Here is a 23306-nt window from a genome sequence, read left to right on the forward strand (position 1 = left end):
CTAAAGCCGCTTTGCCCAACAGCGATAGCCCCCTGGCCGGTTTGTAACATTTACCTCTCGAAACCTTTATTGGTAAAAGCGGTGCAGGGACGGTTATAACAGGGTAACACACTTTGATGCGAGCACAGTTCATGCGCAGATTTCTGGCCGCTCTGGCCATTTCCACAACCGGATTAATGCAGACGGCACAGGCGGAAGGTTCGCTGGTGCTGGTGGAGCTTTACACCTCTCAGGGGTGTTCTTCCTGTCCGGAAGCGGATGTGATTCTTGCGGAAATTGCCAAGCGCGATGATGTTCTGGCGCTGGGGTTGCACGTGGACTACTGGGATTACCTCGGCTGGCAGGACCATCTGGCGCAACCGGAATTTACCGAACGTCAGGCGGCGTTCAACACGAAGATGGACAGCAAATACCGGCTGGTCACGCCGCAGATGATCTTTAACGGGCGGGATTATGTGGCCGGTGCGAAACGCCAGAAGATCCTCGATTATGTTGAGATGCTTGCAGCGGAGCCGGAGCGGGCGGGCATGGTGCTTTCACGGGATGGCGCTGCGCTTAAGATTGTATTGACGCCGGTAGAGGGGCTGTCGGCCCCCGCTGACATTCATCTGATTGCCTTTGAGCCTAGTGTCGAGGTGAAGATCGAGCACGGTGAAAATGCAGGACGCCACATCGACTATGTGAACACGGTGACAGATTGGTCCACCATCGGCCAGTGGAACGGTACCGCCCCGATGAGCCTGACCCATCCGATCGAAACATCTGCCCATTATGCCGTGGTTGTGCAGTCCGAAAACCTCGGTCCGGTATTGGCGGCGCGGCGGTTGGATTAAACCTGCCGCGGGTCAGATGCTTACCGGTTTCTTCGTGCCGAAGCTTTCCCGATACCAGACGTAAACCCCTGCAAAGACGATCACTGCGCCGCCAATAACTGTGGCGCGGTCCGGTATTTCTGCGAAAAAGGCAAAGGCCCAGAATGCGTTGAACAGCAGGGTCAGATAGCCGAAAGGCGCAAGGAAAGACGCTTCGGTGACAGTAAAGGCGCGGATCAGGAACAAATGGCCGATGCCTCCGACAACCCCCATCATCGACATGCGACCGACATCCGCCAGCGACGGGGTCGACCAGACGAAGGGGACGATAACGCAGCTTGCGATACAGCCGATCAGGGCAGTGTAGAGAAAGCTGGTCCAAGGGCTTTCTTCCTGTCCCAGAAAACGGGTGGAAATCGCATACCCGCTGAAACAGGCTGCCGCCAGCGCGGGGAGCAGCGCAACCGGCGTGAACACATCCGAACCGGGGCGGATGATGATCATGGCCCCGATCAGGCCGATAGAGACACCGATCCAGCGGCGCGGGCCGACTTTCTCTTTCAGAACGAAATAGCCGGCTATTGTCATGAACAGCGGTGCAATTTCAAAAATTGCAGTGGCGGAGGCCATTTCCATATAGGCCAGCGATGTGAAGAAACACATGGTCGCGCCGAACAGAAAGGCCGAGCGGATCACCTGTAGCGTCAAATGCTCTGTGCGCAGCAATCGCCGCAATTGGGGCGACAGCACGATGAAGGCGATCACGGTTTGCGCGGTGTAGCGGGCCCAGACGACCTCTAGCGGGTGATGGCGCTGCGAAAGGGATTTCGCAATCGTGTCCATGATGGAAAACAGAAAGATGGTCAGGATGAACATCAGCGCACCCTTGGCCAGCGGTCCAAGCCCGCTCCAGTACCGGTTGAGCGCGGTCATTACGGGTGCCGTGCGGTGGCGACACCGATCATGGCATCGCGGCTGACCAGTGCGGCCAGTGCGGTTTCGTCCAGTTTGTCCGTTCCCTCGGGGCGGGCGGGGAGCACCAGATAGCGCATATCCGCGGTGCTGTCGTGAACACGGACCTGCACGGTATCGGGCAATTCCAATCCGAATTCCGCCAACACCTTGCGCGGTGTTTTTACCACTCGAGAGCGGTACGCCCGTTGCTTGTACCAATCAGGCGGCAGGCCAAGCAGGTTGCGCGGATAACAGGAGCATAGGGTGCAGACGACTACATTGTGAACCTCTGGCGTATTCTCCACCGCGATCAGCTTTAGCACACCCGGTTCCACACCGATTTCGCGGATCGCTTCGGTGCCGTTTTGCAGCAGGCGCGCCTTAAAGGCGGGATCAACCCAAGCCCGCGCCACAACCTTTGCCCCGTCCGCCGGAGAGCGACGGTCCATCTGCTCCACCGTTGCGGTGATTTCCGCGGCGGTGACGATACCCTTTTCGATCAAAAGCTCTCGCATTGCGATTTCCATTGCCTGCCAACGGGTTAGCTTGTGATCCTGATCCGGTTTGTAGGGATGTCCCGATGGGCTGAGCCCTTGAGTGTCATCAGAATGGTCATGGTGGTCATGTGGCATTGATCGGGTCCAACCAGTGTTCGTAAATTTCGGCCTCTAGGATGTCGGCAGGATTTTCCGCCTCTGCCCCCCAGAGTTCGCCCATCGTAAAGCGAACCCTAAGCAGGCGACGGCGGCTGGCTTTGTGCCCATAGGCGAGCTCTTCAGGATTTGCGAAAGGACCGAGTTCACGCTCGATCTCTCCGGTTTTGCCGCGCAAATACATAGGTGCGCGAACATGACCAGGCGGGTGCCAGTTCTTGACACGAACCTTTTGCGCGCGCTCCATCACTCACCCGATCCGGCACATTCGCCATAAGTCTCGCCGCGGGACTGTACCTGTTCCATCCGCTCCGCCAGTTCTGCGATGGTATAGACGCCGGCTTCAAGAAGGTTCTGGTTCACCGATTGCACCCAGCGTTCGTAATAGGTCATGGTTTCAAAGGCGTCCTCGCCCATGTCCTCCAGCACGCGGCGCAATCCGTCCACGGTGAAATAACCCTTGGACGAGGTAAGCACCTGCAATGCATCCACCCGCTTTTCCCAAAGCGCAAAATCATGCTCTTCGCGGTTGATGTCTCCGGCAGGCTGTCCGCCCATATCGTGCCAGCGGTGAATTTTATCAGTTTCCATGAAGATGACGTTAGGGGAGTTGGATTAGAGGGGCAAGCCACGTAACGTAGGGTCAGATAAGAACGGAGAAATGAGATGACACCGGATCGGCCGCTGGACTATATCCCGCGCATTCGCGCCTATTATCAAGCGCTTGGCTATGGTGCGCCTTATGAATGGGCCGTGCATGAAAGGGTGCCTTTCGCCCCGCTTGCCAAACCGCTGAACGCGGCGCGGATCGGGATTGTTACGACAGCAGCCCCGTTCAAGGCGGGCGCGGGCGCACAAGGGGCAGGGGCGCCCTATAATGGCGCGGCCAAGTTTTTTGAGCCTTTTGCAGCCCCCGTTAAGCCGGAACCTGTTCTTGGCATTTCCCATATCGCCTATGATCGTGTCCATACTTCAGCGGCGGACCAGCGCAGCTATTTCCCCTTGCAAGCGCTGCAAAAACTGGCAGATGCCAAAGAAATCGGCGCGGTTGCAGAGCGGTTTTACGGGCTTCCTACAAACCGCTCTCAAACCCGCACGCGCGAGGATGCGGCGCGGCTGGTCGGTTTTGCGCAGGAAGACGCGCTCGACGGGGTGGTGCTGGTGCCAAATTGTCCGGTGTGCCACCAGTCGGCGGCAATCGCGGCCCACAGTCTCGAAGCCGCGGGGATTCCGAGCGTGGTCATGGGCTGTGCGCGGGATATTGTTGAACGGGTCGGGGTGCCCAGACTGTTGTTCAGCAATTTTCCCTTAGGCAATGCAGCGGGCCTGCCGGATGATCCGGAAGCGCAACTGGAAACCGCCCGTCTTGCGGTGACGCTGCTGGCGACTGCGAAACAGCCGCGCAGCACGGTACAGTCCCCGATTGTCTGGTCGGGTGCAGCGGACTGGCAGAAGGATTATTCCAACGCCGATTTGCTGAGCGCAGAGCAAATTGCCGCGAAACGGGCGGAATTTGATCGGGTGAAAGCACAGGCGAAAATCGTTAAGGCGCAATAACCGGCCCCGCAAAGCAAAAGGCGCCCGAAGGCGCCTTTCAAATTCTGTTGTCACCGGAAATTGGAGTTGCCGCTTACTTGCTGATGGGGCCGATCATCATAATCATCTGACGACCTTCCATCTTGGGCATGTTTTCCACTTTACCAGCCTCGGCTTCGGTCACTGCATCCGCAACACGGTGCAGCAATTCTGCGCCCAAACGCTGGTGCGCCATTTCCCGACCGCGAAAACGCAGGGTGATCTTTACCTTGTCGCCATTGCTCAGGAATTTGAAAACATTACGCATTTTCACTTCAAAGTCGGCGTTATCCGTATTTGGACGGAATTTGACTTCCTTGACTTCGATGATCTTCTGCTTCTTGCGGGCTTCGGACTCGCGCTTTTGCTGTTCATATTTGAACTTGCCGAAATCCATGATCTTACAAACAGGCGGCTTGGCATTGGGCGAAATCTCAACCAGATCCAGCCCAGCCTGAGCAGCCAGTTCTCGACCTTTCGCGGGCGTAACAACGCCGACGTTTTCGCCTTCTGCTCCGATAAGACGGATTTCATTGGATGTAATGCGTTCATTGACGCGGGGGCCAGTGTCGCGCTGTGGTGGCGCGTGATGAGGTCTGCGGGCTATCGGTTTCTAGTCCTTTGTAGCTTTAAAATGTGCTTATTATGTAGCTCTGCACTGCGAAAGGTTCAACCTCCCATTTCAGATCGGTCGGGAAATCGCAAAGCGCCGCCGGAAATAGGCGGAGTGAGCCATTTAAGTCTTGCATGCCTTGTTCAAATCCCCAAGCTGAAAAGCGCATAATTGCCACTGCCGGTTTCGTGGTGGCCTGTTACAAAGACCAAGGGATGGAAATGAAAAAGATTGCTGGAATTATCGCGCTTGCGTTGGTGGTGCTGATTGCTGTGTGGGGCTTCGTTGATAAAAACGCACGGGACCGACAGGCCAGTTTCGAAGCCGCAAAGAACGAAGCCGAAACCGCGCAAGTGGCTGCCCAGACCGCAGCGCAATCGCACACCGATGCAATGGCGCGGGCCGAAAGCGCAGGTGCCGCAGTAGAGACAGCCCAGCAGGATGTGGCCGAAAAAGAGGCCGCGGTGAAGGCGGCTGCAGATGCGGTTGTGGCGGCTGAAGACGCAGTTGCCGCAGCCGAGGCTGCACTTCCCGCGGCCGAGAAGCTTGTTGAGACTGCAGCGCAAGCCGCCCAAACCGCCCGCGACGCGGTAAAACCGGCATCTCTGGATGGACCGGCTGCAACGCTTGAAGGGGCCAAAGCAGCCCATGCCAAGGCTCAGGACGATGTCATTGCAGCTCAGGCTGCGCTTGATCAAGCGGAGTCCGACGGTCAGGACGAACTGGCGCAGGAAGCTGTGGCCGAGCGCGAACTGAACGCCGCGCTTGCAGCGGCTGACGCATCTGCCGGACCAGCCCAGAACGCCCGTGATGTGGCTGATCAGGCCGAAGCGAATGCCAATGCCGCCGAAGCGAAACTGGCTGACATAGAAGCCCAAGCCGGTGCCACCAACAGCACAGAGACCCAACCGGCGGTGGACGAGACTCTGCTGGATCAAACCCGTACTGCCGCAGACACTGCACGCGAAGCAGCTACAGCCACGAAGCAAGCGCTTGATGCGGCGGTTGCCAAAGCGCAAAGCGATCAGGCTAAGGCAGAGGCCGCACGGGAACGGCTGGACGCCGCGACAGAGACCGCGCAGCGCTTCAAAGATGCCATCACCGCTGCGCAATCCGCCGTCAGCGATGCAGAGGCCGCAGCAGAACAGCGTCGCGCCGAACTGGCGCAGGCCCAGTCCGAATATGAAACAGCGGCAGCAGCCGTTCGCAAGGCCGAGGCCGCGGCGGGTGAAGCCTCCAACGCGCAAGCGCAAGCAGAAGCTGCGCTGCAAACAGCACAAGAGGCAATCGAAGACGCCAAGGCCCGCCTGCAGGACGCCAAAGCCCAACTTGACACCGCGCAACAATCCGAAGCGGACGCACGTGCCGCAGTCGAAACGGCCCAGAGCGAGGCCGTGACCGCGCAAGAAGAAGCCACCCGGGCAGCAGAGCAGGCAGCCGCACGCCAGTCCGCCGCTGACGAGGCTAAAAGCCGTTTTGAGGCGCTCCAGTAACCTCCGACTCACACTAACCTGTCAGGGGTAAAAATAATCTTAATTACAGAGCGGCGGCAATTTTGTCGCCGCTCTTGGTTTCGGCGTGTTTCAGCCTATATGCTTTTCCACCAGTAACTTAGCTCTTGTCGTTGAAGTCCTTTCCGCGCAGATGCGGGGGCGGTTCAATACTCAAGAAGAAATGGAAGAATACAGTGAAGAACTTATTAATCATTGGTGGTGTAATCGTTGTAGCTGCGGGGGGATTCTTGGTTTGGTCCCAGAATCAGCCAGACGATACTGTCGATGTGACGATCACGACGGAGGCTGACACAGGTGCCGACGAAACAGTGGCGGTAGAGGCCGATGTCGCCACAGATGTAGAAGAGGATGGTCAGGCAGATGCCGGAACCGCGTCTGACGCGGCGCAGACAGCAGAAACTCTGGAAGAGACCGCACAGGAGGCGGTGCAGGACATTCAGGACACGGCTGCGGCCACCATCGAGGCCGTCACAGAGGCCGCTTCGGAAGCAGTGGCTGATGTGGTAGAGTCCACGGAACAGGCTGTGGATACCGCTCCGGAGGCGGCTGCCGCTGCTGTGGAGGCTGTAAAGGATACGGCGGCTGCTACGGCTGAGGGTGCTGCGGATATGGCAGGCTCTGCTATGGAGAGCTTGAACGACACGGTAAATTCCGCAATGGAAGCCGCCAGCGAGGCGGTGGACGCAGCCCAAACGACGGATAGTGCAGGCGAAGCGGATGCAACTGTCAGAGTGGACTCTGCAGATGAGACCCAAAGCTCCAATTAAGTTTCCTAAAAATTAAGTAAAATCGGGGCCGTTTTGCGGCCCCTTTTTTTTGTAGCATTGAACAATTCACCCGGCGACAGATTAAATTAAGGAAGTAGCACCATTTCGCGTTCATAACGGTTTTCCTCTGTTGTTTCATCATCATAGGTGATCCGGACCGTTACAGTTCTGATCGCACCAAGCGGAAAACCCGTATAGATTTTCTGATCATCAGCCAGTGCATTGGGATTGGACAGATCTTCGTTGCAAGTTCCTATTGGCCAGCTCTTAAAGGTTTCTTCATTATTCACCCTGTAATCTATCGCTGTCAGCCCACAACGCCATGACAGGAGGTGCGTAAAATACAACAAATCCTGCCCATCGTATTCCCGCACCGCGATCCAGTTGCCCTTGGTCGCTGTCAGGATCGGCTTGATCTGCGCCGCACTTAGGAATTTTGCCTGCGCTGACGCAGGTTGGGGTGGGACCGATATTATGAGAGGAGATAGAAACAACACAGCAGCAACAGATGCAGGGCGGCACCAATTACGCCCGCGGGTCTTAATGGCCGTAAATTTCAGGGTGTTTGCAAAGATATTGGACATAGCAGGACCTCTCTACCCTGAAACTCTGCAGTTTTGCGGCAGAGTTGCAAGAAATTTGACCTGACGGGGTTGAGTCCATTCCATTTTTTGCCCTGATTGGCTATAGGTCGGCAAAATCAGAACGGGCAGTGACAGTGGCACAGGACTATAACGTTTTTGCAATCGTACAGGGCGGTCGGCTTGAATATGAAGCGGTGCTTTTTGTCGCCTCGTTCTTTCACCGGAACCCGAATTTTACCGGACGTTTGATCCTAGGGGAGCCGCAACCGTCCGAGCGTTGGGACCACGATCCACGCATCCAGAACCCACAGGTGCGCCGCCTTTTGTTGGACCTCGGAGCCGAGATTGTGCCATTCCAGAACGGGGTCTTTGGCAGCCGCTATCCAAATGGAAACAAGATCATCGGTCTGACGGCACTGCCAGATAACGAGCCTTTCGTGTTCTTTGACACGGACACGATTTTTACCGGACGGCTGAACAACGTTCCGTTTGATTTCAACCGGCCGACCGCCTCCATGAAACGGGAGAATACCTGGCCGGAGGTGGATCTTTATGGACCGGGTTACGGTGAGATGTGGAAATCGCTCTACGACAAATTTGATCTGGATTATGCCAGCTCGCTGGATCTGTCACAGCCGGATGAATACTGGAAGCGATACCTTTATTTCAACGCGGGGTGGTTTTTCTACAAAGACCCTGCCGAATTTGCCACCTATTTCACCCATTACGCCAGCGAGATCGAACGCGATCCGCCATGGCAAATCGAGACGCAGCAGCTTTATCCCTGGCTGGATCAGATCGCGTTGCCGCTGGTGATCCACAGGCTTGGCGGGGCGCGGGATACGATTCCTTCCGGCCTGCTGGATGGTTCCGTCAGCTGGCACTACCGCTATGTGCCACTGCTCTATGCGACTGCACCGGATGAAACGGTGGAGGTTCTGGAAAAAGTGCTCGCCCCGAATCCGATCAAGAAAGTGGTGAAGGCACATGAACCGTTCCGCCGTCTGGTGTTTCAGGGGAAGGGCCGGAAGCTGCGGGATATGTTTGACCGGAATGACCTGCCGCGCAAGGAACAGGCTATCCGTCAGCGGATCAAGAAGGCGAATATGTGGTATCGCTAACCCTGTAGAGCAGGATTATTTGCTGCGGGACTGTTTCTCAACAATGCCCGATGTGCCTTCGCGACGTTCCAGCTCTTTATAAACATCTTCGAGCTTTACATCGCGGGCCGACAGCATGATCAGCAGGTGGAACAGCACATCGGCTGCTTCCTCGGTCAGTTTCTTCCGGTCCCCCTTCACCGCTTCGATTATGGCTTCTACGGATTCTTCACCGAATTTCTCGGCACATTTCTCGGGGCCCCGCGCGAACAGTTTCGCCGCGTAGGATTTCTTATCGTCAGCCCCTTTACGGGAATCAATGGTGCGGGCCAGCCGCGTCAGTACATTTGCCATGTTATCAGAGCCTTACCGGTATTCCTGCGGCCTGCATGTGCTGCTTGGCCTCTTGAATTGTGAAATCGCCAAAGTGGAAAATGGATGCCGCAAGTACCGCCGATGCGCCGCCTTCCTTCACGCCGTCCACCAAATGGTCCAGCGTGCCGACACCGCCCGAAGCGATCACGGGGATGCTTACAGCGTCGGAAATAGCGCGGGTCAGGGGCAGGTTGAATCCGGCGCGGGTGCCATCGCGGTCCATGCTGGTTAACAGGATCTCTCCGGCGCCTCTGGCCGCCATGTCTTTGGCAAACTCTACTGCGTCAATTCCGGTTCCTTTGCGCCCGCCGTGGGTAAAGATTTCCCATTTTCCGGGCGAGACGGTTTTCGCATCAATCGCCACAACAATACATTGTGAACCGAAGCGGTTGGCCGATTGTGCCACCACATCAGGATTGGCAACAGCGGCGGAGTTGAAGGAAACCTTATCTGCCCCCGCCAGCAGCAGATTGCGCACATCATCAGGGGAACGCACGCCACCGCCGATGGTCAGCGGCATAAAGCACTGTTCCGCAGTACGCCGCGCCACATCAAACATGGTGCCCCGATTTTCCACCGTGGCGGCAATGTCGAGAAAACACAATTCATCCGCGCCAGCCGCATCATAGGCTTTCGCAGATTCCACGGGGTCGCCCGCATCTATCAGATCCACAAAGTTCACGCCTTTTACAACGCGGCCGTCTTTCACATCAAGACAGGGAATAATTCGGGTTTTAAGCATTTCGTTTCTTCAACCAGTCAAGCGCGTACATGGTACAACCGCCGAGTAAAATCCATCCCACAAGGAACGCCCAATTGGACATGAAACCCACAGGGGTAGAGGTGTCATACAGCCAGCTGTAATCGCGTCCCCAAGCCGTGCAATTTGTGACAGTGCCATCGATATAGGCGCAGCTTCCGATCATATCCGCAATCACTGCAAAGATCGTGGTGCAGAGAAACACCATCAACGGCAGGGTGTAAAGCACGATGAGGATCTGTTTCAGCCTCATGCCTTCAAAAGCGCCGCCGCGTCGGCCACATTGATCTGTCCGTCATAAAGCGCACGGCCCGAGATAGCCCCGTCCAGCGGCGCACCGCAATCCTTGAGTGCCTGAAGATCGGCCATGGACGAAACGCCACCCGATGCAATCACAGGAATCGAGACGGCACGGGCCAGATCGGCGGTTGCCTCGACATTGGGGCCTTGCATCGCGCCGTCACGGTTGATGTCGGTGTAGATAATCGCGGCAACGCCTGCATCTTCGAACTGGCGGGCCAGATCGGTGACGTTGACGGTGGTTTCTTCGGCCCAGCCGCGGGTCGCGACCATACCGTTACGGGCATCTATGCCGACAGCCACATGACCGGGAAAGGCTTTGGCCGCTTCGCGTACCAGATCGGGGTTTTCCACCGCAACTGTGCCAAGAATGACCCGTTGCAGACCTTTGGACAGCCAGCCTTCGATGGTAGCCATATCGCGAATGCCACCGCCCAGTTGTGCGGGGACTTTGACAGTTTTCAGAATGTCTTCGACGGGACGGGCATTTACCGGTTCCCCCGCAAAAGCCCCGTTCAGATCCACCAGATGCAACCAGTCGCAGCCCTGATCCACAAACGCCTGTGCTTGCGCGGCCGGATCGTCGTTGAAAACGGTCGCCTGATCCATTTCGCCTTTGTAAAGACGCACGCAGGCGCCGTCCTTAAGATCAATCGCAGGGTATAGAATCATGGTAGGGCCTGATGTTTTGTCGTTCCGCTTTCCTCTATCCCCATAGGCGCGGAATTGCAAAGGTCCGGTTGCCCTAGGGTTTTGCTTGACCGGTGCCGGTGCTCTGCGCAGGATTGCCAAAACTAGGGAGGTTACGATGAAGAAACTGGCAGTTATCGCCACACTCGCGTCGCTGGGTGCGCCGGCTTTTGCAGATGACATCTATGGCACATGGCGCACGATTGCAGATGACAACGGAAACTCCGGCCATATTCAGGTCGGTCCATGCGGCAGCAAGATTTGCGGCGTTCTGGTCAACTCTTTTGACAGCAATGGCAAGGCGTTCAAATCTGAAAATCAGGGGCGCAAGCTGATCTGGAATATGGTAAACAAGGGCGGCGGCACCTATGGCGGTGGCAAGGTTTATTCGCCGGACCGCGACAAAACCTACTCCGGCAAACTGGTGCTGAGCGGAAACAGCCTGAACGTCAAAGGCTGCGTGCTGGGCGTGTGTCGCAGCGGCGGTACGTGGGCGCGGGTAAAATAAGCGACAGGTCTGAAGGGGCCTCTGTTACGGGGCCCATTTCAGGAAGTTTCCGATCAGTCGCAGGCCGGTAGCCTGACTTTTCTCGGGGTGGAACTGGGTGCCGATGATATTGTCACGCCCCACGGCAGCGATGATGTCGCCGCCATAATCCACTGTCGCCACGATGTCCGCCGGATCTTTTGGCACGAGGTGGTAGGAATGCACGAAATAGACGTGATCCCCTGCGGAAATCCCTTCAAATACAGGGTGCTCCGGTGATTGGTTCAGGCTGTTCCAACCCATGTGCGGGATTTTCAACGATGGATCATTTGGCGTCAGGGCAATCACTTCGCCCTTGATCCAGTCAAAGCCTGTGTGGTTGCCATGCTCGCGGCCCCAAGTGGCCATCATCTGCATGCCGACGCAAATACCCAAAAACGGATTGCCCGCCTTGACCTTTTCTTCAATCGCGCCGAACAGCCCGTCAATCGCGCCGAGTTCCTGACGGCAATCGGCAAAAGCGCCAACGCCCGGAAGGACCACACGATCCGCACGGCGCACCTGTTCGGGATCGTCTGTTACGATGATGTCACCACCGCCCACTTCACGCGCCATCCGCTGAAAGCTTTTCTCGGCAGAGCGCAGGTTGCCGGAGTTATAATCGACAATCGCAGTAATCATTCGGAGAGGGTGCCTTTGGTGGATGGAATCGCATCAGATTTGCGCGGGTCGGTTTCAAGTGCGGTGCGCAGGGCCTGTGCGACTGATTTGAAAGCGGCTTCGACGATGTGGTGGCTGTTGAACCCGTCAAGCGCTTCGACATGCAGGGTTATACCGCCCTGCATGGCAAAAGCAGTAAAGAATTCGCGCACCAACTCGGTGTCAAAACTGCCGATTTTCGCGCTCGGCAGATCGACCTTCCAGACCAGATAGGGCCGTCCTGACAGATCAAGGGCAGAGCAGACCAATGCGTCATCCATCGGCAGCAGGCAGGAGCCATAGCGCCGGATGCCACGTTTGTCGCCAACCGCTTCCGCCAGCGCCTTGCCCAGCGCAAGCCCCACATCTTCGACGGTGTGGTGGTCGTCAATGTGCAGATCGCCCTTGGCCCGCACCTTCATATCAATCAGCGCGTGGCGGGACAGTTGGTCCAGCATGTGATCGAAAAAGCCGACGCCGGTTTCATTGTCATAGACGCCGGTCCCGTCGAGGTTGATTTCAACCGTGATGGCGGTTTCGGCGGTGTTTCTAGTCAGGGTCGCTGTGCGCATGGGGCTGGGCCTTTGCTGGTGTTTGGCGGCGTTATAGGCTGGCTGTGCGGCTGTTCCAAGGGGGAAGATGGATCAACCCGCAGCGCGACTGGCAATGTTGCAGTCGCGCCGGAAATCTGTGTTACTTAGGACTGAAGGGAAACAGATGGGTGCGATAATCGGACAGCAGGGGCGCAAGACGGGATTTATCCTGTTCCGACAGGCGGCGACGCTGTTCTGCCAGATGCGCTGCGGCACCTTCGGCATTGGCCAGCACCGCAAGCTCTGCCCAGAGCGCGGCACGAAGGGGATCGGGGGCAGCGAGTCCTGCACCGCTGGCATAGGCTTTGGACAGATGCAGTTGCGCTGCGGGATGGCCTTTGCCTGCCGCCCGTTTCAGAAACTCCACGGCCCGCCAAGCGTCTTCGGGGTGCCCCAACCCCAGCGCATAAATGCGCCCCAACAGAAATTCTGCCTCGGCATTGCCCGATTGCGCAGCAGGGGTAAGCCGCGCAACAGTTTCGCCAAATTGCCCCCGCTGGAACGCATCGCGGGCCATCTGCATATCCGCAAGCGCAGGGGCTGCAAGAAAGCAGGCGGCAATGGCAAGTTTGCGCATCCGATAATCCTTTGTAGTGCAGGGCTTTTCGCAGGATTAGCACAGGCGCAGGAGTTGCCCAAGCCTTTGATGCCGCAAGACTACCCGCAGTATAGCGCCGCAGAGGTGGCACTTGGCCGCGCGCTGTTCTTTGATCCGTTGCTTTCAGGCAACCGGAACATTGCCTGCGCCACTTGTCACAATCCGGCCTATGGTGGCAGTGACGCTCTGGCGCTTGGCATCGGGGAAGGGGGCACGGGTCGCGGCGCGGCGCGGCAGATGGGACGCGCGGTGCAGCGGCAGGCCCGCAATGCTCCTGCGTTGTGGGATCTGGGTGCGCGGCAGGTGCAGCGTTTGTTCCATGACGGACGGGTGGAACAGCGGGGGGCGGTGGTGCGCACGGCCGCCGAAGGTCAGTTGCCAAGCGGTTTGAACAGTCTGCTTGCGGCGCAGGTGTTATTTCCCCTGATCGCCCGCAGCGAAATGGCAGGGGCGCCCGAGAGCAACGAGATCGCCGCCGCAGCGCAGACATCCGCGCCCGAGGCATGGGCCATGATCGCGCGGCGGGTGGGTGCGATTGCAGGCTATCGTGACATGGCAGCACCGGCAGACATCGACATTACCACAATCGCAAACGCGCTGGCGGCGTATATCTCAACCGCGTTTCGCAGCATGGGGTCGGATTTCGACAGGTATCTGGGCGGCGTGCGGTCTGCCCTTGATCCGGACCAGCGCGCAGGAATGGCGCTGTTCTACGGGAAAGCGCAATGCAGCCAGTGCCATAGTGGTCCGCTTTTGTCGGATCAGGCGTTTCACAACCTTGCCCTGCCGCCCTTGGGACCGGGCCGTACCCGCCGGTTTGATCCGGTGGCCCGTGATGCGGGAAGACTGGCCGTAAGCGATGATGTCAGGGACAGCTACCGCTTTCGCACCCCGTTTTTGCGCAATGTGGCGCAGACCGCGCCTTACGGACATAACGGCATCTTCCCAACACTGGAGTCCGTGATCCGTCACCATATGGACCCGCTTGGCGCCAGCGCAGATTTTATTCCGCCAGAAGGGATCACCCACTGGCAGGATGTGACAGAACTTCGTCGTATCCGCGCTGCTTTTCTGGCCTATCCCGCCAAAGCGCAGGTGCCAGCCACATTGCACCAGCGACAGGTGGATCAGTTGATCCGTTTTCTGCACAGTTTGTCCGCGCCACAGACCGACCAAGTGGCGGTGCCCGAGACGCTTCCCTCTGGCCTGCGACCCTTCGGGGACTGAGGTGGTTGCCCAAGGGTTAACTTTCTAATTGTTGTGAGCATGGGGGAGTCCTGCTAAGGTTGGGGGACCGTATCCTTGATACGTGTTCCCATTTTTGTTGATTGGTCAGACTAAATGATTGACCCGTATCTCTCGATGATCGCTTTTGCCGTCGTGGTGGATTACAACTCCGTCAAGGCGGGGGCGCGGGAACTCGGGCTGTCCGAAGCAAAAACAAGCGCACTGATTTCCGACCTTGAAGACCGTCTGGGCAAGCAACTGCTGATCCGTCGCGCCCGCTCGTTCGAGTTGACGGCAGAGGGAATGCGCATCTACCAGACCGCGCGGGAGATGCTGGAAATCGGCACAGAGGGGCTGCAATCCTTTGGCGGGGGTCGCAAGACACGGGCGCAGGTGTTGCGGTTGGATTTGCCGGTGCTCCTGTCCGGCGGCATCCTGCGCGAAGTGGTGCAAGATTTTCTGCTTGCCCATCCCAACGTCAGTATCGAAATCAACTTTGAGCAAGACACCTCTGAAAAAGGACTGGAACTGTTCGATCTGGTGGTGTCCTCTGACAGCCCGACCAGCACCGACATCAGTTTTCGCAAGATCGAAGGCACCGGCGCGGCGTTTTATGCCGCCCCTGATGTGGCAGAGCGGATGAAGGGAACGCCGGTACAGGAAATACCGGCGAAAATTCCGATCCTGCTGTGCAGCGATCATTCTGCCTCTGACTGGGCAAAGCTGTTTTACCGTGGCGCGGGCAGTGTTTTTCCGGCGATTTCCTATCGGATCAAATGCGATGACATCGAGTTGGTTCACAACCTTTGCCGCTCTGGTGCGGGGCTGGCGATCCTGCCGAAATCGCGGGTCGGAGCGGATCTTGCCAGCGGACGTCTTGTGCCGGTGCTAGAGGAATTACCTGTCCGCCAGCCGGAATTCTTTGCCCAATGGCGCAAGAACAACGGGCGCTTGGCACTGATCAAAACGTTCCTTGATCACGTGGATGACCGTTTGCAGCGTTTGCGTGCAGAGGTGTCGCATCGTCCGAGCCCCTGAATTTATTAGAAAAAGGCTTGCCCAAAGCCGCAGGCTGTCCTTAATGGTGCCATGGTAGATACCCCTGGAAAATTATCGCTCTGGGCGATTGAGGTTTTTATTGCGGCTGTTGAAGAAGGCTCTGTGTCCAACGCCGCCAAACGCCTGTCGGCAAGCATTTCCTCCGTCTCCCAGCAATTGACCAATCTGGAAGCGGCTTTGGGGGCGAGCCTGCTGGATCGCAGCATTCGTCCCCAGCAGTTGACCCCTGCGGGCGGGCTGTTTCTGAAGCGGGCGCAAGCCATTCTGTCAGAGGCCAATCAGGCCAAGGCAGAACTGGCCGTATATAATTTTTCGCAGATGAGCCGTTTGCGCCTTGGTCTGATCGAAGATTTCGACGCCGAAGTTACGCCCGCGCTGATGGAGCAATTGGCCGGAGCGCTGAAAGGGTGTCAGTTCCTGCTGGAAAGCGCCAGCAGTTACACATTGACCGATGCGCTTGACTCCCGCGCCCTTGATCTGGTGGTGGTGGCGGACCTGAATATTGCCGAAAAATGGATGCAAGTGCATAGTCTTATGCAAGAGCCCTTTGTCGCGGTGGCGCCCAAGGGCTATGTGGATCAGTCCAAGCCGGTGTTCGAACAGCTCGAAAAACTGCCGTTTGTGCGGTATTCCTCCCGTCAGATGATGGGTCGCCAGATAGAGGCGCATCTGTCGCGCCAGAGGATCAATCTGCCCAACAGGTTTGAATTTGGCAGCTATCATGCCATCCTTTCAATGGTGGCCAGCGGGCGCAGCTGGTCGGTGACAACGCCGCTCGGCTATATGAGCGCGCAGCGCTTTCACGGGGCGCTTGATGTGATGCCACTGCCGTTCAAGGCGCTGACCCGCAGTATTTCCCTGATCGCCCGACAAGGGGAAATGGACAGTATCGCAGGGGACGTTGCGGCCCTGATGCGCCCGCTGATCCGCAAGAAGCTGATGCAGCCCTGTCTTGAGAAATTTCCCTGGATGGGGCCGGATTTCCGCGTGGAGTAGCAAAGCACAGGAGAAGAAAACATGTGTGGCCGTTTTGCCCTGACCCTTCCACCGGACGCTGTTGCCGGCTGGTTCGGCGCGACAGAGATCACCGCGCAGTGGGAACAGCCGCGCTATAACATATGCCCGACGCAGGATATTCCGGTGGCGGTGTTCCATGACGGGGCGCGTCATCTGGTGCCGATGCGCTGGGGGTTCCTGCCCAAATGGTACAAATCCCCGACCGATGGTCCGCTGCTGATCAACGCCCGCGCAGAAACCATCGCTGAAAAACCCGCTTTCCGCGACGCAGTGCGCAGCCGCCGCTGTCTGATACCGGCGGATGGGTTTTACGAATGGCACCGCGAAAAGGGCAAGGGCAAGGAACCGTGGTACATCTATCCCTCCGACGGGCCGTTGATGGCCTTTGCGGGGATCTGGCAGGTCTGGACAGGTGCCGAGGGCCAGCGCTCCGTCACCTGCGCGATGGTCACAACCGAGGCCGGACCCGACATTGCAGAGGTCCACCACCGCGAACCCGTGACCGTGACGCCCGAAAACTTTGGCCTGTGGCTGGGAGAAGAAGGCAAAGGTGCTGCTACGTTGATGGAGGCTGCCGATCCGGCCTATTTCGCCCGTCACCGTGTCGGGCTTGAGGTGAATTCAGGTCGTGTCGAAGGCCCGCAACTGCGTGAACCATTGCCTGATTGATCGCGGTGCAAACTTGTGTAACCTGTTGCAACGACCCATCCGCGAGCAGGTGCGCCCATGCGATCCAAACCCTATGACATGCCGCCGCTGACCATGTTGCGCGCGTTTGAGGCTGCCTCCCGTCGCGGCGCCTTCAACGAGGCGGCTGCCGAATTGAACGTCACGCCCGGCGCTGTCAGTCATCAGGTCAAGGCGCTGGAGAAATGGCTGGGGCTGGCGCTGTTCACCCGCGGGCACCGCTCTGTGACGCTGACAGATGACGGAGAACGCCTGTTTGCGGTGCTCAGCCACAGCTTTCGCGATATTTCCGCCATCACCGCGTCGCTGCGCAATCAGGCAGAGACGCCGAAAGTCGAAATTGCTGCGACGACGGCGGTGTCCTCTCTCTGGTTGACGCCCCGCATCATTTCCTTCTGGCGCGAATATGAAGGCATCCAGATCAACCAGCAAATCTCGGACCGGCTGTTACAACGGCCGATCCACGCAGATCTTGCCATCGAATACCGGCTGGCGCCCCCTCGGGAACCGGAACACATCCGCCTGTTCGGGGATATGCTGGTGCCGGTCTGCACGCCCGCTCTGGCCGAACGGCTGCACGGCGCAAGTCTGGAAGAACTGGCGCGTGAGCCGCTGATCAACATGGACGCCCGCAACGAGAACTGGACCACATGGGCAGTCTGGTTCGACATGATGAAATACCACGGCCCGATCGCTCCGGCACGACGGGTGAACAATTACTCGATCGCAATACAACTGGCGCAGGAAGGGGCAGGGCTGGCGCTTGGCTGGCGGAAACTGACGGCGCCCCTGCTGGATCAGGGCAAACTGGTGACACTGGACGACCATAGTTGCGCGGCCCCCGGTGCCTTTTACCTGATCGCCGCCAACCCCGACATGCCCGAGGCCACAAGAACCCTTTATGACTGGATGCGCGCCCGTCACATGAGCTGATCTCATCTCAAAAACAAGTTTCTCGATCTTGGCAGCCCGTCTTTTCCAAAAGCATAGTCAGCGGCAGGAAACCATTTTCAGACGGGTGACAGGATGACAATCGCTCTTTCGGATTTGAACGCAGTGACACAGGATGTGGCACAGGCGCGGGGGCTGCCAAATGCCCATTATACTGATCAGGATGTCTTTGATCAGGAACGAAAATCCGTCCTGTTTGACAATTGGTCCGGTGTCGGATTTGCCAAAGATGTGCCAAATACCGGCGATGCCAATCCGGTAGATTTTCTCGGCGTGCCACTGTTGATCCTGCGGGACCACGCAGGACAGGTGCGGGTCTATCAGAACACCTGTCGCCACCGCGGGATGATCCTGCTCGACAAGGCGGCCAATATCCGCGGCACCCTGCGTTGCCCCTATCATAGCTGGTGCTACGGGCTGGACGGGCGGCTGCGCTCGACCCCGCATGTGGGCGGACCGGGGCAGAATATCCATGACGACATTAAACGGGACGAACTGGGCCTGATCGAAATCTGCAGCTACGTCTGGCTCGGGGTGGTCTATGTGAATATCTCCGGCACCGCCGCCCCGTTCGAAGAGGTCCATAAGGACCTGATGGCCCGCTGGTCGATGTTTGACAAACCGCTGCACCACGGCGGCGCAGACAGTTCCTTCAGCCTTGAGGTGTCCTGCAACTGGAAGCTCGCGGTAGAGAATTACTGCGAAAGCTATCATCTGCCTTGGGTCCACCCCGGACTGAACAGCTATTCACGGCTGGAAGATCACTACAACATCACGAAACCGGATCGCTACGCCGGACAGGGCACGCTGGTTTACCGCCAGCTTGCCGGAGAGAACGGTTCGGTCTTTCCCGATTTTGCAGGGCTCGGGGCAGAATGGGACACTGGCGCGGAATACATCAGCGTGTTCCCGAACGTCCTGCTCGGGGCGCATCGCGACCATTATTACGCCATTTTGCTGGAACCTCTCGCGCGGGATAGGACCCGCGAACATATCGAGATTTTCTACGCCACACCCGAAGCAACCTCCCCTGAATTTGCCCCCCTGCGAGAAAAAAACACCCGCCAGTGGAAAGAGGTTTTCGAAGAGGATATTTTCGTGGTCGAGGGCATGCAGAAAGGTCGCCACGCACCTTATTTTGACGGCGGAAAATTCTCTCCGGTGATGGACGGACCAACCCATCTGTTTCACAAATGGGTGGCCGACGCGCTGATCCGCGCTGCACCCCAAACGGACACATGACCCCGCTGGATCAGGCCCTGCTGGCAGCCCATAATGCGCAGGACAGCCGCGCACTGGTGCAGCTTTACCAGCAGGCCGGAAAATCCGCGCTGGCAGAGGATGAAACGCGGGGCTGTTTCTACCTGACCCACGCCTATATCTACGCGTTGGAGGCGGGTCTGCCCGAGGCTGAAACCCTCTACTATACGCTTCGCTCTTACGGGCGCGAAGCCTGAAACCCGCTTCAATGTTCCAAAAATACTCAAATCCCGCCGCACAGCCAGTAACAGGAGTCAGCAGATGAAAACCCACGCACAAGCTGTTGTCATCGGAGGCGGTCTGGTGGGCTGCTCGATCCTCTATCACCTCGCCAAACTGGGGTGGCGCGATGTGGTTCTGCTGGAACGGGACGAACTCACCTCCGGGTCAACTTGGCATGCGGCGGCAAACCTGCACGGGCTGCATGACAATAACAACATCTCGAAAATCCAGTATTATACGATGAACCTTTATAAAGAACTGGAACAGGAAACCGGGCAGGGCTGCGGTGTGTTCCAGCCCGGTTCCATCTATCTCGCCCAGACAGAGGCGCGGGAACACCAGTTACGTTTACAGGAATCCAAAGCACGGTATTTTGCAGAGAAATTCTACGAACTCACCCCCGAGCAGGCGTTGGACAAGAATCCCCTGCTCAATCTGGAGGGGGTGCGTTGCATTATGTTTGAAGAGGACGGCGGCAATGTGGACCCGTCCGGCGTAACGCAAGCTTATGCCGCCGGAGCGCGCAAGATGGGGGCAGAAATCCACCGGTTCTGTCCTGCAACCGCGACTACCCCGCAGCCCGATGGCAGCTGGATCGTAGAAACGCCGAACGGCAATATCCATACGCAATGGGTGGTAAATGTCGGCGGGCTCTGGGCGCGGGAAGTGGCGGCGATGGCGGGGGTAAAACTGCCGCTGCAACCGACCGAGCATCAGTATCTTGTGACGGAAACCATCCCCGAAATTGCTGCCATGAAAGACCGCCTGCCTTCGGTGGCGGATCGGGACGGGGAATATTACATGCGTCAGGAAGGCAACGGCCTGCTGATCGGCGCCTACGAGAAACATCTGAAATTCTGGGCCGAAGACGGCACACCGCAGGATTTCGGGCATGAGTTGTTTGACGGAGACCTCGACCGGATCATGGAGAATCTGGAGCGGGCGATGGCACGGGTGCCCGTGGCAGCAACGGCAGGTATCAAACGGGTCATAAACGGGCCGATGATCTGGTCGCCCGACAGTGCCGCGCTTTATGGTCCTGTGCCCGAACTGAGGAATTATTTCTGCTGTTGCGGCATTATTCCGGGCTTTAGCCAGTCAGGTGGTCTGGGTCTGATGACGGCCCAGTGGATCGTAGAGGCAGAGCCGGAATTTGACATGTTCCCTTGGGACCTCAGTCGCTTTGGTCCTTGGGCGGATCGCAAGTTCACGATGGAGAAAGTGGCAGATCAATACGCCAACCGCTTTGCCATCCATTTCCCCTATGAGGAACGGCAGGCGGGGCGCGAAACGCGGTTGCGTCCGCTTTATCAACGTCAGAAGGAAATGGGGGCGGTGCATGGGCTGAACTACGGCTGGGAGCATCCGCTCTGGTATGCCGGAGAGGGGCAGACGGGTTGCGAAACCTATGGTTTTACCCGTCAGGACTGGTTTGAACCTGTCGGGCAAGAATGCCGGGCCTTGCGGGAACATGCTGGTGTGATTGATATATCGAACTTCGGAAAATACGAGATCACCGGCGCAGGTGGTGCCGACTGGCTGAACCGCGTGGTGGCCAATCACGTCCCGACAGAGGTTGGTCGCTCTTGTCTGACCCCGATGCTGGGTCTGCGGGGCGGAATTGCGGGGGATTTCACGATCACCAAGCTGGCAGAGGATCATTTCTTCATGGTGGGCACCGGCATGGCCGAACGCTATCACCAACGCTATTTCCAGATGGTGCCGTTGCCTGACGGGACGGTGTTCAAATCTGTGACCGAAGCCCTTTGCGGGGTGAATGTTGCCGGTCCGAAATCCCGCGAACTGCTGGCGCGGCTGACACAGGAAGACCTGTCAAACACCGGCTGGCCGTTCATGCGGTCCCGCAGGTTTACCATTGCCGGAATCGCGGCGATCGGGATCAGGGTATCCTTTACCGGCGATCTGGGCTGGGAGATTTACGTGGCGGAGGCGGACCAGATCAAGCTTTGGGATGCGTTGTTTGACGCGGGGCAGGACCTCGGGGTTGTTCCGGTAGGCAGCCGTGCGCTCGGCGCTTTGCGGATTGAGAAAGGCTACGGGTCATGGAGCCGCGAGTATTCGCCGGAATACTGGCCGCAAGAAGTGGGCTTTGCGCGGCTGGTGAAGATGGACAAGCCAGCGTTTCTGGGCCGCGCCGCCTATGCTGCGATCAAGGACCGGCCAGCGCGGGAAAAGCTGGTTTGTTTGCAGATTGACGCAGAAAACGCGGATAGTTCCGGCGGAGAGCCGGTGTTTCTGCCCGATGGAACCCCCGTGGGGCGGATCACTTCGGGGGCTTACGGGTATACAGTTGCGGCTTCCTGTGCGCTGGCCTTTATCAAGACCGCCCATGCAGAGGCGGGAACCGTGCTGGATGTGGCGGTGTTAGGCCGGCCCCACCGCGCGGTTATTCTGGCAGAGCCGCCGTTTGATCCTGCGGGCCATCGTCTGCGCGGATAAGGTGGGAGATGGATATTTGAACCAAAAAGAGCCTGCGCGTCAGAGCCCCAGCCGGTCCCGCAGCGCATACCATGACATGGCGAGCACAAGGCTCGGGTAGCGCAGGGCGCGACCGCCCGGAAAGGGGATGGTCGGCACGCGGGCCATGACATCGAAATCCTCGGACTGGCCTGCGATAGCAGCGGCGGTGATCCGCCCTGCGAGCGTTGCAAGAGCGACGCCGTGGCCCGAATATCCCGATGCGGTCAGGATGTTGGGGGAGAGGCGTGCAAAATAGGGCATCCGGTTCACCGTAATGGCCAATGTGCCGCCCCAAGCGTAGTCAAGTTTGACATCTTTCAGTTGCGGATAAATCTCCAGCATCGGTTTGCGCACCAGTGCGCGGATGTCCTTAGGGAAACGGTAACTGTAGGTTTCGCCACCGCCAAACAGCAGCCTGTGATCCGCGGAGCGGCGGTAATAATTCACCACAAATTTGCTGTCGGCTATGGCCACATCCTGTTTGATCAGCGCTTCGGCGCCATCTTGTCCCAGTTGTTCTGTGGCGACGATGAAGTTGTTGATCGGCATCACCCGAGAGGCGGTTTTTTCGTGCAGCCCGCCTAGATAGCCGTTGCAGGCGACCACCAGATGGCTGGCGGTGATCCGGCCTGTCGCGGTGCTGATTGTAACCGGATCCCCCTGTTGGATGCCCGTGACCTCGCTTTGCTCATAAAGGATAACGCCCGCATCCTGTGCGGCGCGGGCCAGACCCAACGCAAAGTTCAGCGGGTGGATATGGGCCGCCCCCATATCAAGCGTACCGCCGTGATAGACCTCGGTGCCAAGCAGGTCACAGGTGGCCGCGCGGTCGAGCGGTTTGATGTCGGTATAACCGTAGGTTTTGTTGAGATGCTCTGCATAGGCATGCTCGTGGGGGACATCGGCGGCGTTCCAGTCCACATGGGCCACACCGGGCCTATGGGCGCAGTCGATCGTGTGGGTCTCGCACAGGGATTTGACCAGCGTCTTGGCGTCTTGGGATAAATTCCACAGGTGGCGGGCATCATCCGGCCCCACCATCTTTTCAAGGTCCATCTGGTCGCGGCGCTGGCCGGAGCCGACCTGTCCACCATTGCGCCCCGAAGCGCCCCAGCCAACGCGCTGCGCTTCAAGCAGGATGACGCGGTAGCCCCGTTGCGCCAGATGCAATGCGCTCGACAGGCCGGTAAACCCACCGCCTATGACGCAGACATCCGCTTTGTGATCGCCTTCCAGCACGGGGAAGGGCGGCAGGGTGTTGGCGGTGGCCGCGTACCAGCTTGCAGGGTAGCTTCCGCGTGCGTCATTGGCGTGCAGCAGGTTCAATG

General features: G+C 58.1%; 28 protein-coding genes. 14 read left to right on the forward strand and 14 right to left on the reverse strand.

The features are described 5' to 3' along the window. The first annotated feature begins 131 nt into the window (after positions 1–131). Entirely contained in the window at positions 132–833 is a 702-nt protein-coding gene (locus tag BFV97_RS08025; RefSeq protein WP_069299815.1) for a DUF1223 domain-containing protein, read from the forward strand. A 12-nt stretch (positions 834–845) separates the two neighbouring features. On the opposite strand, the gene BFV97_RS08030 is transcribed toward BFV97_RS08025, so the two are convergent. From BFV97_RS08030 to BFV97_RS19170, 4 genes are read right to left on the reverse strand one after another with little or no spacing between them, the layout of a single operon-like run. Beyond that, a complete protein-coding gene (locus BFV97_RS08030; RefSeq protein WP_069299816.1) occupies positions 846–1745 on the reverse strand; it encodes a DMT family transporter in 900 nt (299 codons plus the stop codon). Next, positions 1745–2398, reverse strand: coding sequence for a nitrile hydratase subunit alpha (nthA, locus tag BFV97_RS08035; RefSeq protein WP_069299817.1), 654 nt, complete (start codon positions 2396–2398; stop codon positions 1745–1747). The genes BFV97_RS08030 and nthA overlap by 1 nt, the downstream gene beginning before the upstream one ends. Continuing rightward, complete coding sequence (locus BFV97_RS19165) at positions 2388–2666, reverse strand: SH3-like domain-containing protein (RefSeq protein ID WP_069299818.1); 279 nt, start codon at positions 2664–2666, stop codon at positions 2388–2390. The genes nthA and BFV97_RS19165 overlap by 11 nt, the downstream gene beginning before the upstream one ends. Next, positions 2666–3010 (reverse strand): SH3-like domain-containing protein, encoded by a 345-nt coding sequence (locus BFV97_RS19170; protein ID WP_281200943.1) that lies wholly within the window; start codon positions 3008–3010, stop codon positions 2666–2668. Before BFV97_RS19170 ends, BFV97_RS19165 begins: the two co-directional genes overlap by 1 nt. 75 nt (positions 3011–3085) lie before the next feature. On the opposite strand from BFV97_RS19170, the gene BFV97_RS08050 reads away from it, so the two are divergent. Then, entirely contained in the window at positions 3086–3976 is an 891-nt protein-coding gene (locus BFV97_RS08050) for a glycine reductase (protein ID WP_069299819.1), read from the forward strand. Positions 3977–4049: 73 nt separating this feature from the next. Here the strand turns inward: BFV97_RS08050 and infC are convergent, their stop codons facing one another. Continuing rightward, positions 4050–4601, reverse strand: coding sequence for a translation initiation factor IF-3 (gene infC, locus BFV97_RS08055; protein ID WP_083225561.1), 552 nt, complete (start codon positions 4599–4601; stop codon positions 4050–4052). A 227-nt stretch (positions 4602–4828) separates the two neighbouring features. On the opposite strand from infC, the gene BFV97_RS08060 reads away from it, so the two are divergent. Then, a complete protein-coding gene (locus BFV97_RS08060) occupies positions 4829–6100 on the forward strand; it encodes a coiled-coil domain-containing protein (RefSeq protein WP_157888284.1) in 1272 nt (423 codons plus the stop codon). Between the two features lie 194 nt (positions 6101–6294). Beyond that, positions 6295–6888, forward strand: a complete 594-nt coding sequence (locus tag BFV97_RS08065) for a hypothetical protein (RefSeq protein ID WP_069299822.1) — start codon at positions 6295–6297, stop codon at positions 6886–6888. A gap of 86 nt (positions 6889–6974) precedes the next feature. Here the strand turns inward: BFV97_RS08065 and BFV97_RS08070 are convergent, their stop codons facing one another. After that, the gene (locus BFV97_RS08070) at positions 6975–7472 is read right to left on the reverse strand and encodes a hypothetical protein (RefSeq protein ID WP_083225562.1); all 498 of its coding nucleotides are present in this window, start codon (positions 7470–7472) and stop codon (positions 6975–6977) included. Positions 7473–7606: 134 nt separating this feature from the next. On the opposite strand from BFV97_RS08070, the gene BFV97_RS08075 reads away from it, so the two are divergent. After that, a complete protein-coding gene (locus BFV97_RS08075; RefSeq protein WP_069299823.1) occupies positions 7607–8593 on the forward strand; it encodes a hypothetical protein in 987 nt (328 codons plus the stop codon). Positions 8594–8608: 15 nt separating this feature from the next. Here BFV97_RS08075 and BFV97_RS08080 read toward each other — a convergent pair whose 3' ends face one another. The 4 genes from BFV97_RS08080 to hisA are packed head-to-tail and all read right to left on the reverse strand — an operon-like array spanning position 8609 to position 10679. Beyond that, a complete protein-coding gene (locus BFV97_RS08080) occupies positions 8609–8926 on the reverse strand; it encodes a phosphoribosyl-ATP diphosphatase (RefSeq protein WP_069299824.1) in 318 nt (105 codons plus the stop codon). A 4-nt stretch (positions 8927–8930) separates the two neighbouring features. Next, positions 8931–9689: an imidazole glycerol phosphate synthase subunit HisF gene (gene hisF, locus BFV97_RS08085; RefSeq protein ID WP_069299825.1), complete on the reverse strand. Its 759-nt coding sequence runs from the start codon at positions 9687–9689 to the stop codon at positions 8931–8933. Further along, positions 9682–9960 carry a hypothetical protein gene (locus BFV97_RS08090; protein WP_069299826.1) on the reverse strand — a complete coding sequence of 93 codons (279 nt, stop codon included), beginning with the start codon at positions 9958–9960 and terminating at the stop codon, positions 9682–9684. The genes hisF and BFV97_RS08090 overlap by 8 nt, the downstream gene beginning before the upstream one ends. After that, the gene (gene hisA, locus BFV97_RS08095; protein ID WP_069299827.1) at positions 9957–10679 is read right to left on the reverse strand and encodes a 1-(5-phosphoribosyl)-5-[(5-phosphoribosylamino)methylideneamino]imidazole-4-carboxamide isomerase; all 723 of its coding nucleotides are present in this window, start codon (positions 10677–10679) and stop codon (positions 9957–9959) included. The genes BFV97_RS08090 and hisA overlap by 4 nt, the downstream gene beginning before the upstream one ends. Positions 10680–10815: 136 nt before the next feature. Here hisA and BFV97_RS08100 point away from each other — a divergent pair, with 136 nt between their 5' ends. Then, positions 10816–11205, forward strand: a complete 390-nt coding sequence (locus BFV97_RS08100) for a DUF2147 domain-containing protein (protein ID WP_069299828.1) — start codon at positions 10816–10818, stop codon at positions 11203–11205. A gap of 24 nt (positions 11206–11229) precedes the next feature. On the opposite strand, the gene hisH is transcribed toward BFV97_RS08100, so the two are convergent. The 3 genes from hisH to BFV97_RS08115 all read right to left on the reverse strand — a co-directional run bounded on the left by hisH (position 11230) and on the right by BFV97_RS08115 (position 13053). Further along, on the reverse strand, positions 11230–11865 hold the full coding sequence (gene hisH / locus BFV97_RS08105; protein ID WP_069299829.1) for an imidazole glycerol phosphate synthase subunit HisH: 636 nt from the start codon (positions 11863–11865) through the stop codon (positions 11230–11232). Continuing rightward, the gene (gene hisB / locus BFV97_RS08110) at positions 11862–12455 is read right to left on the reverse strand and encodes an imidazoleglycerol-phosphate dehydratase HisB (RefSeq protein ID WP_069299830.1); all 594 of its coding nucleotides are present in this window, start codon (positions 12453–12455) and stop codon (positions 11862–11864) included. The genes hisH and hisB overlap by 4 nt, the downstream gene beginning before the upstream one ends. Positions 12456–12576: 121 nt before the next feature. Beyond that, positions 12577–13053 (reverse strand): SEL1-like repeat protein, encoded by a 477-nt coding sequence (locus BFV97_RS08115; protein ID WP_069299831.1) that lies wholly within the window; start codon positions 13051–13053, stop codon positions 12577–12579. Between the two features lie 54 nt (positions 13054–13107). Here BFV97_RS08115 and BFV97_RS08120 point away from each other — a divergent pair, with 54 nt between their 5' ends. From BFV97_RS08120 to BFV97_RS08155, 8 genes are all read left to right on the forward strand, one after another. Next, a complete protein-coding gene (locus BFV97_RS08120; RefSeq protein ID WP_245667659.1) occupies positions 13108–14301 on the forward strand; it encodes a cytochrome-c peroxidase in 1194 nt (397 codons plus the stop codon). A gap of 114 nt (positions 14302–14415) precedes the next feature. Beyond that, complete coding sequence (locus BFV97_RS08125) at positions 14416–15339, forward strand: LysR family transcriptional regulator (protein WP_069299833.1); 924 nt, start codon at positions 14416–14418, stop codon at positions 15337–15339. 51 nt (positions 15340–15390) lie between these two features. Beyond that, positions 15391–16356, forward strand: coding sequence for a LysR family transcriptional regulator (locus tag BFV97_RS08130; protein WP_069299834.1), 966 nt, complete (start codon positions 15391–15393; stop codon positions 16354–16356). A gap of 21 nt (positions 16357–16377) precedes the next feature. Beyond that, the gene (locus tag BFV97_RS08135) at positions 16378–17046 is read left to right on the forward strand and encodes an SOS response-associated peptidase (protein ID WP_069299835.1); all 669 of its coding nucleotides are present in this window, start codon (positions 16378–16380) and stop codon (positions 17044–17046) included. A gap of 57 nt (positions 17047–17103) precedes the next feature. Then, positions 17104–17997, forward strand: coding sequence for a LysR substrate-binding domain-containing protein (locus BFV97_RS08140; protein ID WP_069299836.1), 894 nt, complete (start codon positions 17104–17106; stop codon positions 17995–17997). Positions 17998–18090: 93 nt separating this feature from the next. After that, complete coding sequence (locus BFV97_RS08145; protein WP_069299837.1) at positions 18091–19257, forward strand: aromatic ring-hydroxylating oxygenase subunit alpha; 1167 nt, start codon at positions 18091–18093, stop codon at positions 19255–19257. Further along, positions 19254–19472 carry a hypothetical protein gene (locus tag BFV97_RS08150; RefSeq protein ID WP_069299838.1) on the forward strand — a complete coding sequence of 73 codons (219 nt, stop codon included), beginning with the start codon at positions 19254–19256 and terminating at the stop codon, positions 19470–19472. The genes BFV97_RS08145 and BFV97_RS08150 overlap by 4 nt, the downstream gene beginning before the upstream one ends. A gap of 64 nt (positions 19473–19536) precedes the next feature. After that, complete coding sequence (locus BFV97_RS08155; protein WP_069299839.1) at positions 19537–21957, forward strand: GcvT family protein; 2421 nt, start codon at positions 19537–19539, stop codon at positions 21955–21957. Between the two features lie 39 nt (positions 21958–21996). Here BFV97_RS08155 and BFV97_RS08160 read toward each other — a convergent pair whose 3' ends face one another. Next, a complete protein-coding gene (locus tag BFV97_RS08160) occupies positions 21997–23304 on the reverse strand; it encodes an NAD(P)/FAD-dependent oxidoreductase (RefSeq protein WP_069299933.1) in 1308 nt (435 codons plus the stop codon). Positions 23305–23306: the final 2 nt, after the last annotated feature.

It is taken from the genome of Neptunicoccus sediminis, assembly GCF_001719615.1.
Lineage (GTDB): Bacteria > Pseudomonadota > Alphaproteobacteria > Rhodobacterales > Rhodobacteraceae > Amylibacter > Amylibacter sediminis.

Excerpts from the sequence above, each read along its gene's own strand:
- BFV97_RS08025 (WP_069299815.1), top strand. The coding sequence starts at position 132 with ATGCGCAGATTTCTGGCCGCTCTGGCCATTTCCACAACCGGATTAATG.
- BFV97_RS08030 (WP_069299816.1), bottom strand. The coding sequence starts at position 1,745 with ATGACCGCGCTCAACCGGTACTGGAGCGGGCTTGGACCGCTGGCCAAG.
- nthA (WP_069299817.1), bottom strand. The coding sequence starts at position 2,398 with ATGCCACATGACCACCATGACCATTCTGATGACACTCAAGGGCTCAGC.
- BFV97_RS19165 (WP_069299818.1), bottom strand. The coding sequence starts at position 2,666 with ATGGAGCGCGCGCAAAAGGTTCGTGTCAAGAACTGGCACCCGCCTGGT.
- BFV97_RS19170 (WP_281200943.1), bottom strand. The coding sequence starts at position 3,010 with ATGGAAACTGATAAAATTCACCGCTGGCACGATATGGGCGGACAGCCT.
- BFV97_RS08050 (WP_069299819.1), top strand. The coding sequence starts at position 3,086 with ATGACACCGGATCGGCCGCTGGACTATATCCCGCGCATTCGCGCCTAT.
- BFV97_RS08060 (WP_157888284.1), top strand. The coding sequence starts at position 4,829 with ATGAAAAAGATTGCTGGAATTATCGCGCTTGCGTTGGTGGTGCTGATT.
- BFV97_RS08070 (WP_083225562.1), bottom strand. The coding sequence starts at position 7,472 with ATGTCCAATATCTTTGCAAACACCCTGAAATTTACGGCCATTAAGACC.
- BFV97_RS08080 (WP_069299824.1), bottom strand. The coding sequence starts at position 8,926 with ATGGCAAATGTACTGACGCGGCTGGCCCGCACCATTGATTCCCGTAAA.
- hisF (WP_069299825.1), bottom strand. The coding sequence starts at position 9,689 with ATGCTTAAAACCCGAATTATTCCCTGTCTTGATGTGAAAGACGGCCGC.
- BFV97_RS08090 (WP_069299826.1), bottom strand. The coding sequence starts at position 9,960 with ATGAGGCTGAAACAGATCCTCATCGTGCTTTACACCCTGCCGTTGATG.
- hisA (WP_069299827.1), bottom strand. The coding sequence starts at position 10,679 with ATGATTCTATACCCTGCGATTGATCTTAAGGACGGCGCCTGCGTGCGT.
- BFV97_RS08100 (WP_069299828.1), top strand. The coding sequence starts at position 10,816 with ATGAAGAAACTGGCAGTTATCGCCACACTCGCGTCGCTGGGTGCGCCG.
- hisH (WP_069299829.1), bottom strand. The coding sequence starts at position 11,865 with ATGATTACTGCGATTGTCGATTATAACTCCGGCAACCTGCGCTCTGCC.
- hisB (WP_069299830.1), bottom strand. The coding sequence starts at position 12,455 with ATGCGCACAGCGACCCTGACTAGAAACACCGCCGAAACCGCCATCACG.
- BFV97_RS08115 (WP_069299831.1), bottom strand. The coding sequence starts at position 13,053 with ATGCGCAAACTTGCCATTGCCGCCTGCTTTCTTGCAGCCCCTGCGCTT.
- BFV97_RS08125 (WP_069299833.1), top strand. The coding sequence starts at position 14,416 with ATGATTGACCCGTATCTCTCGATGATCGCTTTTGCCGTCGTGGTGGAT.
- BFV97_RS08130 (WP_069299834.1), top strand. The coding sequence starts at position 15,391 with ATGGTAGATACCCCTGGAAAATTATCGCTCTGGGCGATTGAGGTTTTT.
- BFV97_RS08135 (WP_069299835.1), top strand. The coding sequence starts at position 16,378 with ATGTGTGGCCGTTTTGCCCTGACCCTTCCACCGGACGCTGTTGCCGGC.
- BFV97_RS08140 (WP_069299836.1), top strand. The coding sequence starts at position 17,104 with ATGCGATCCAAACCCTATGACATGCCGCCGCTGACCATGTTGCGCGCG.
- BFV97_RS08145 (WP_069299837.1), top strand. The coding sequence starts at position 18,091 with ATGACAATCGCTCTTTCGGATTTGAACGCAGTGACACAGGATGTGGCA.
- BFV97_RS08150 (WP_069299838.1), top strand. The coding sequence starts at position 19,254 with ATGACCCCGCTGGATCAGGCCCTGCTGGCAGCCCATAATGCGCAGGAC.
- BFV97_RS08155 (WP_069299839.1), top strand. The coding sequence starts at position 19,537 with ATGAAAACCCACGCACAAGCTGTTGTCATCGGAGGCGGTCTGGTGGGC.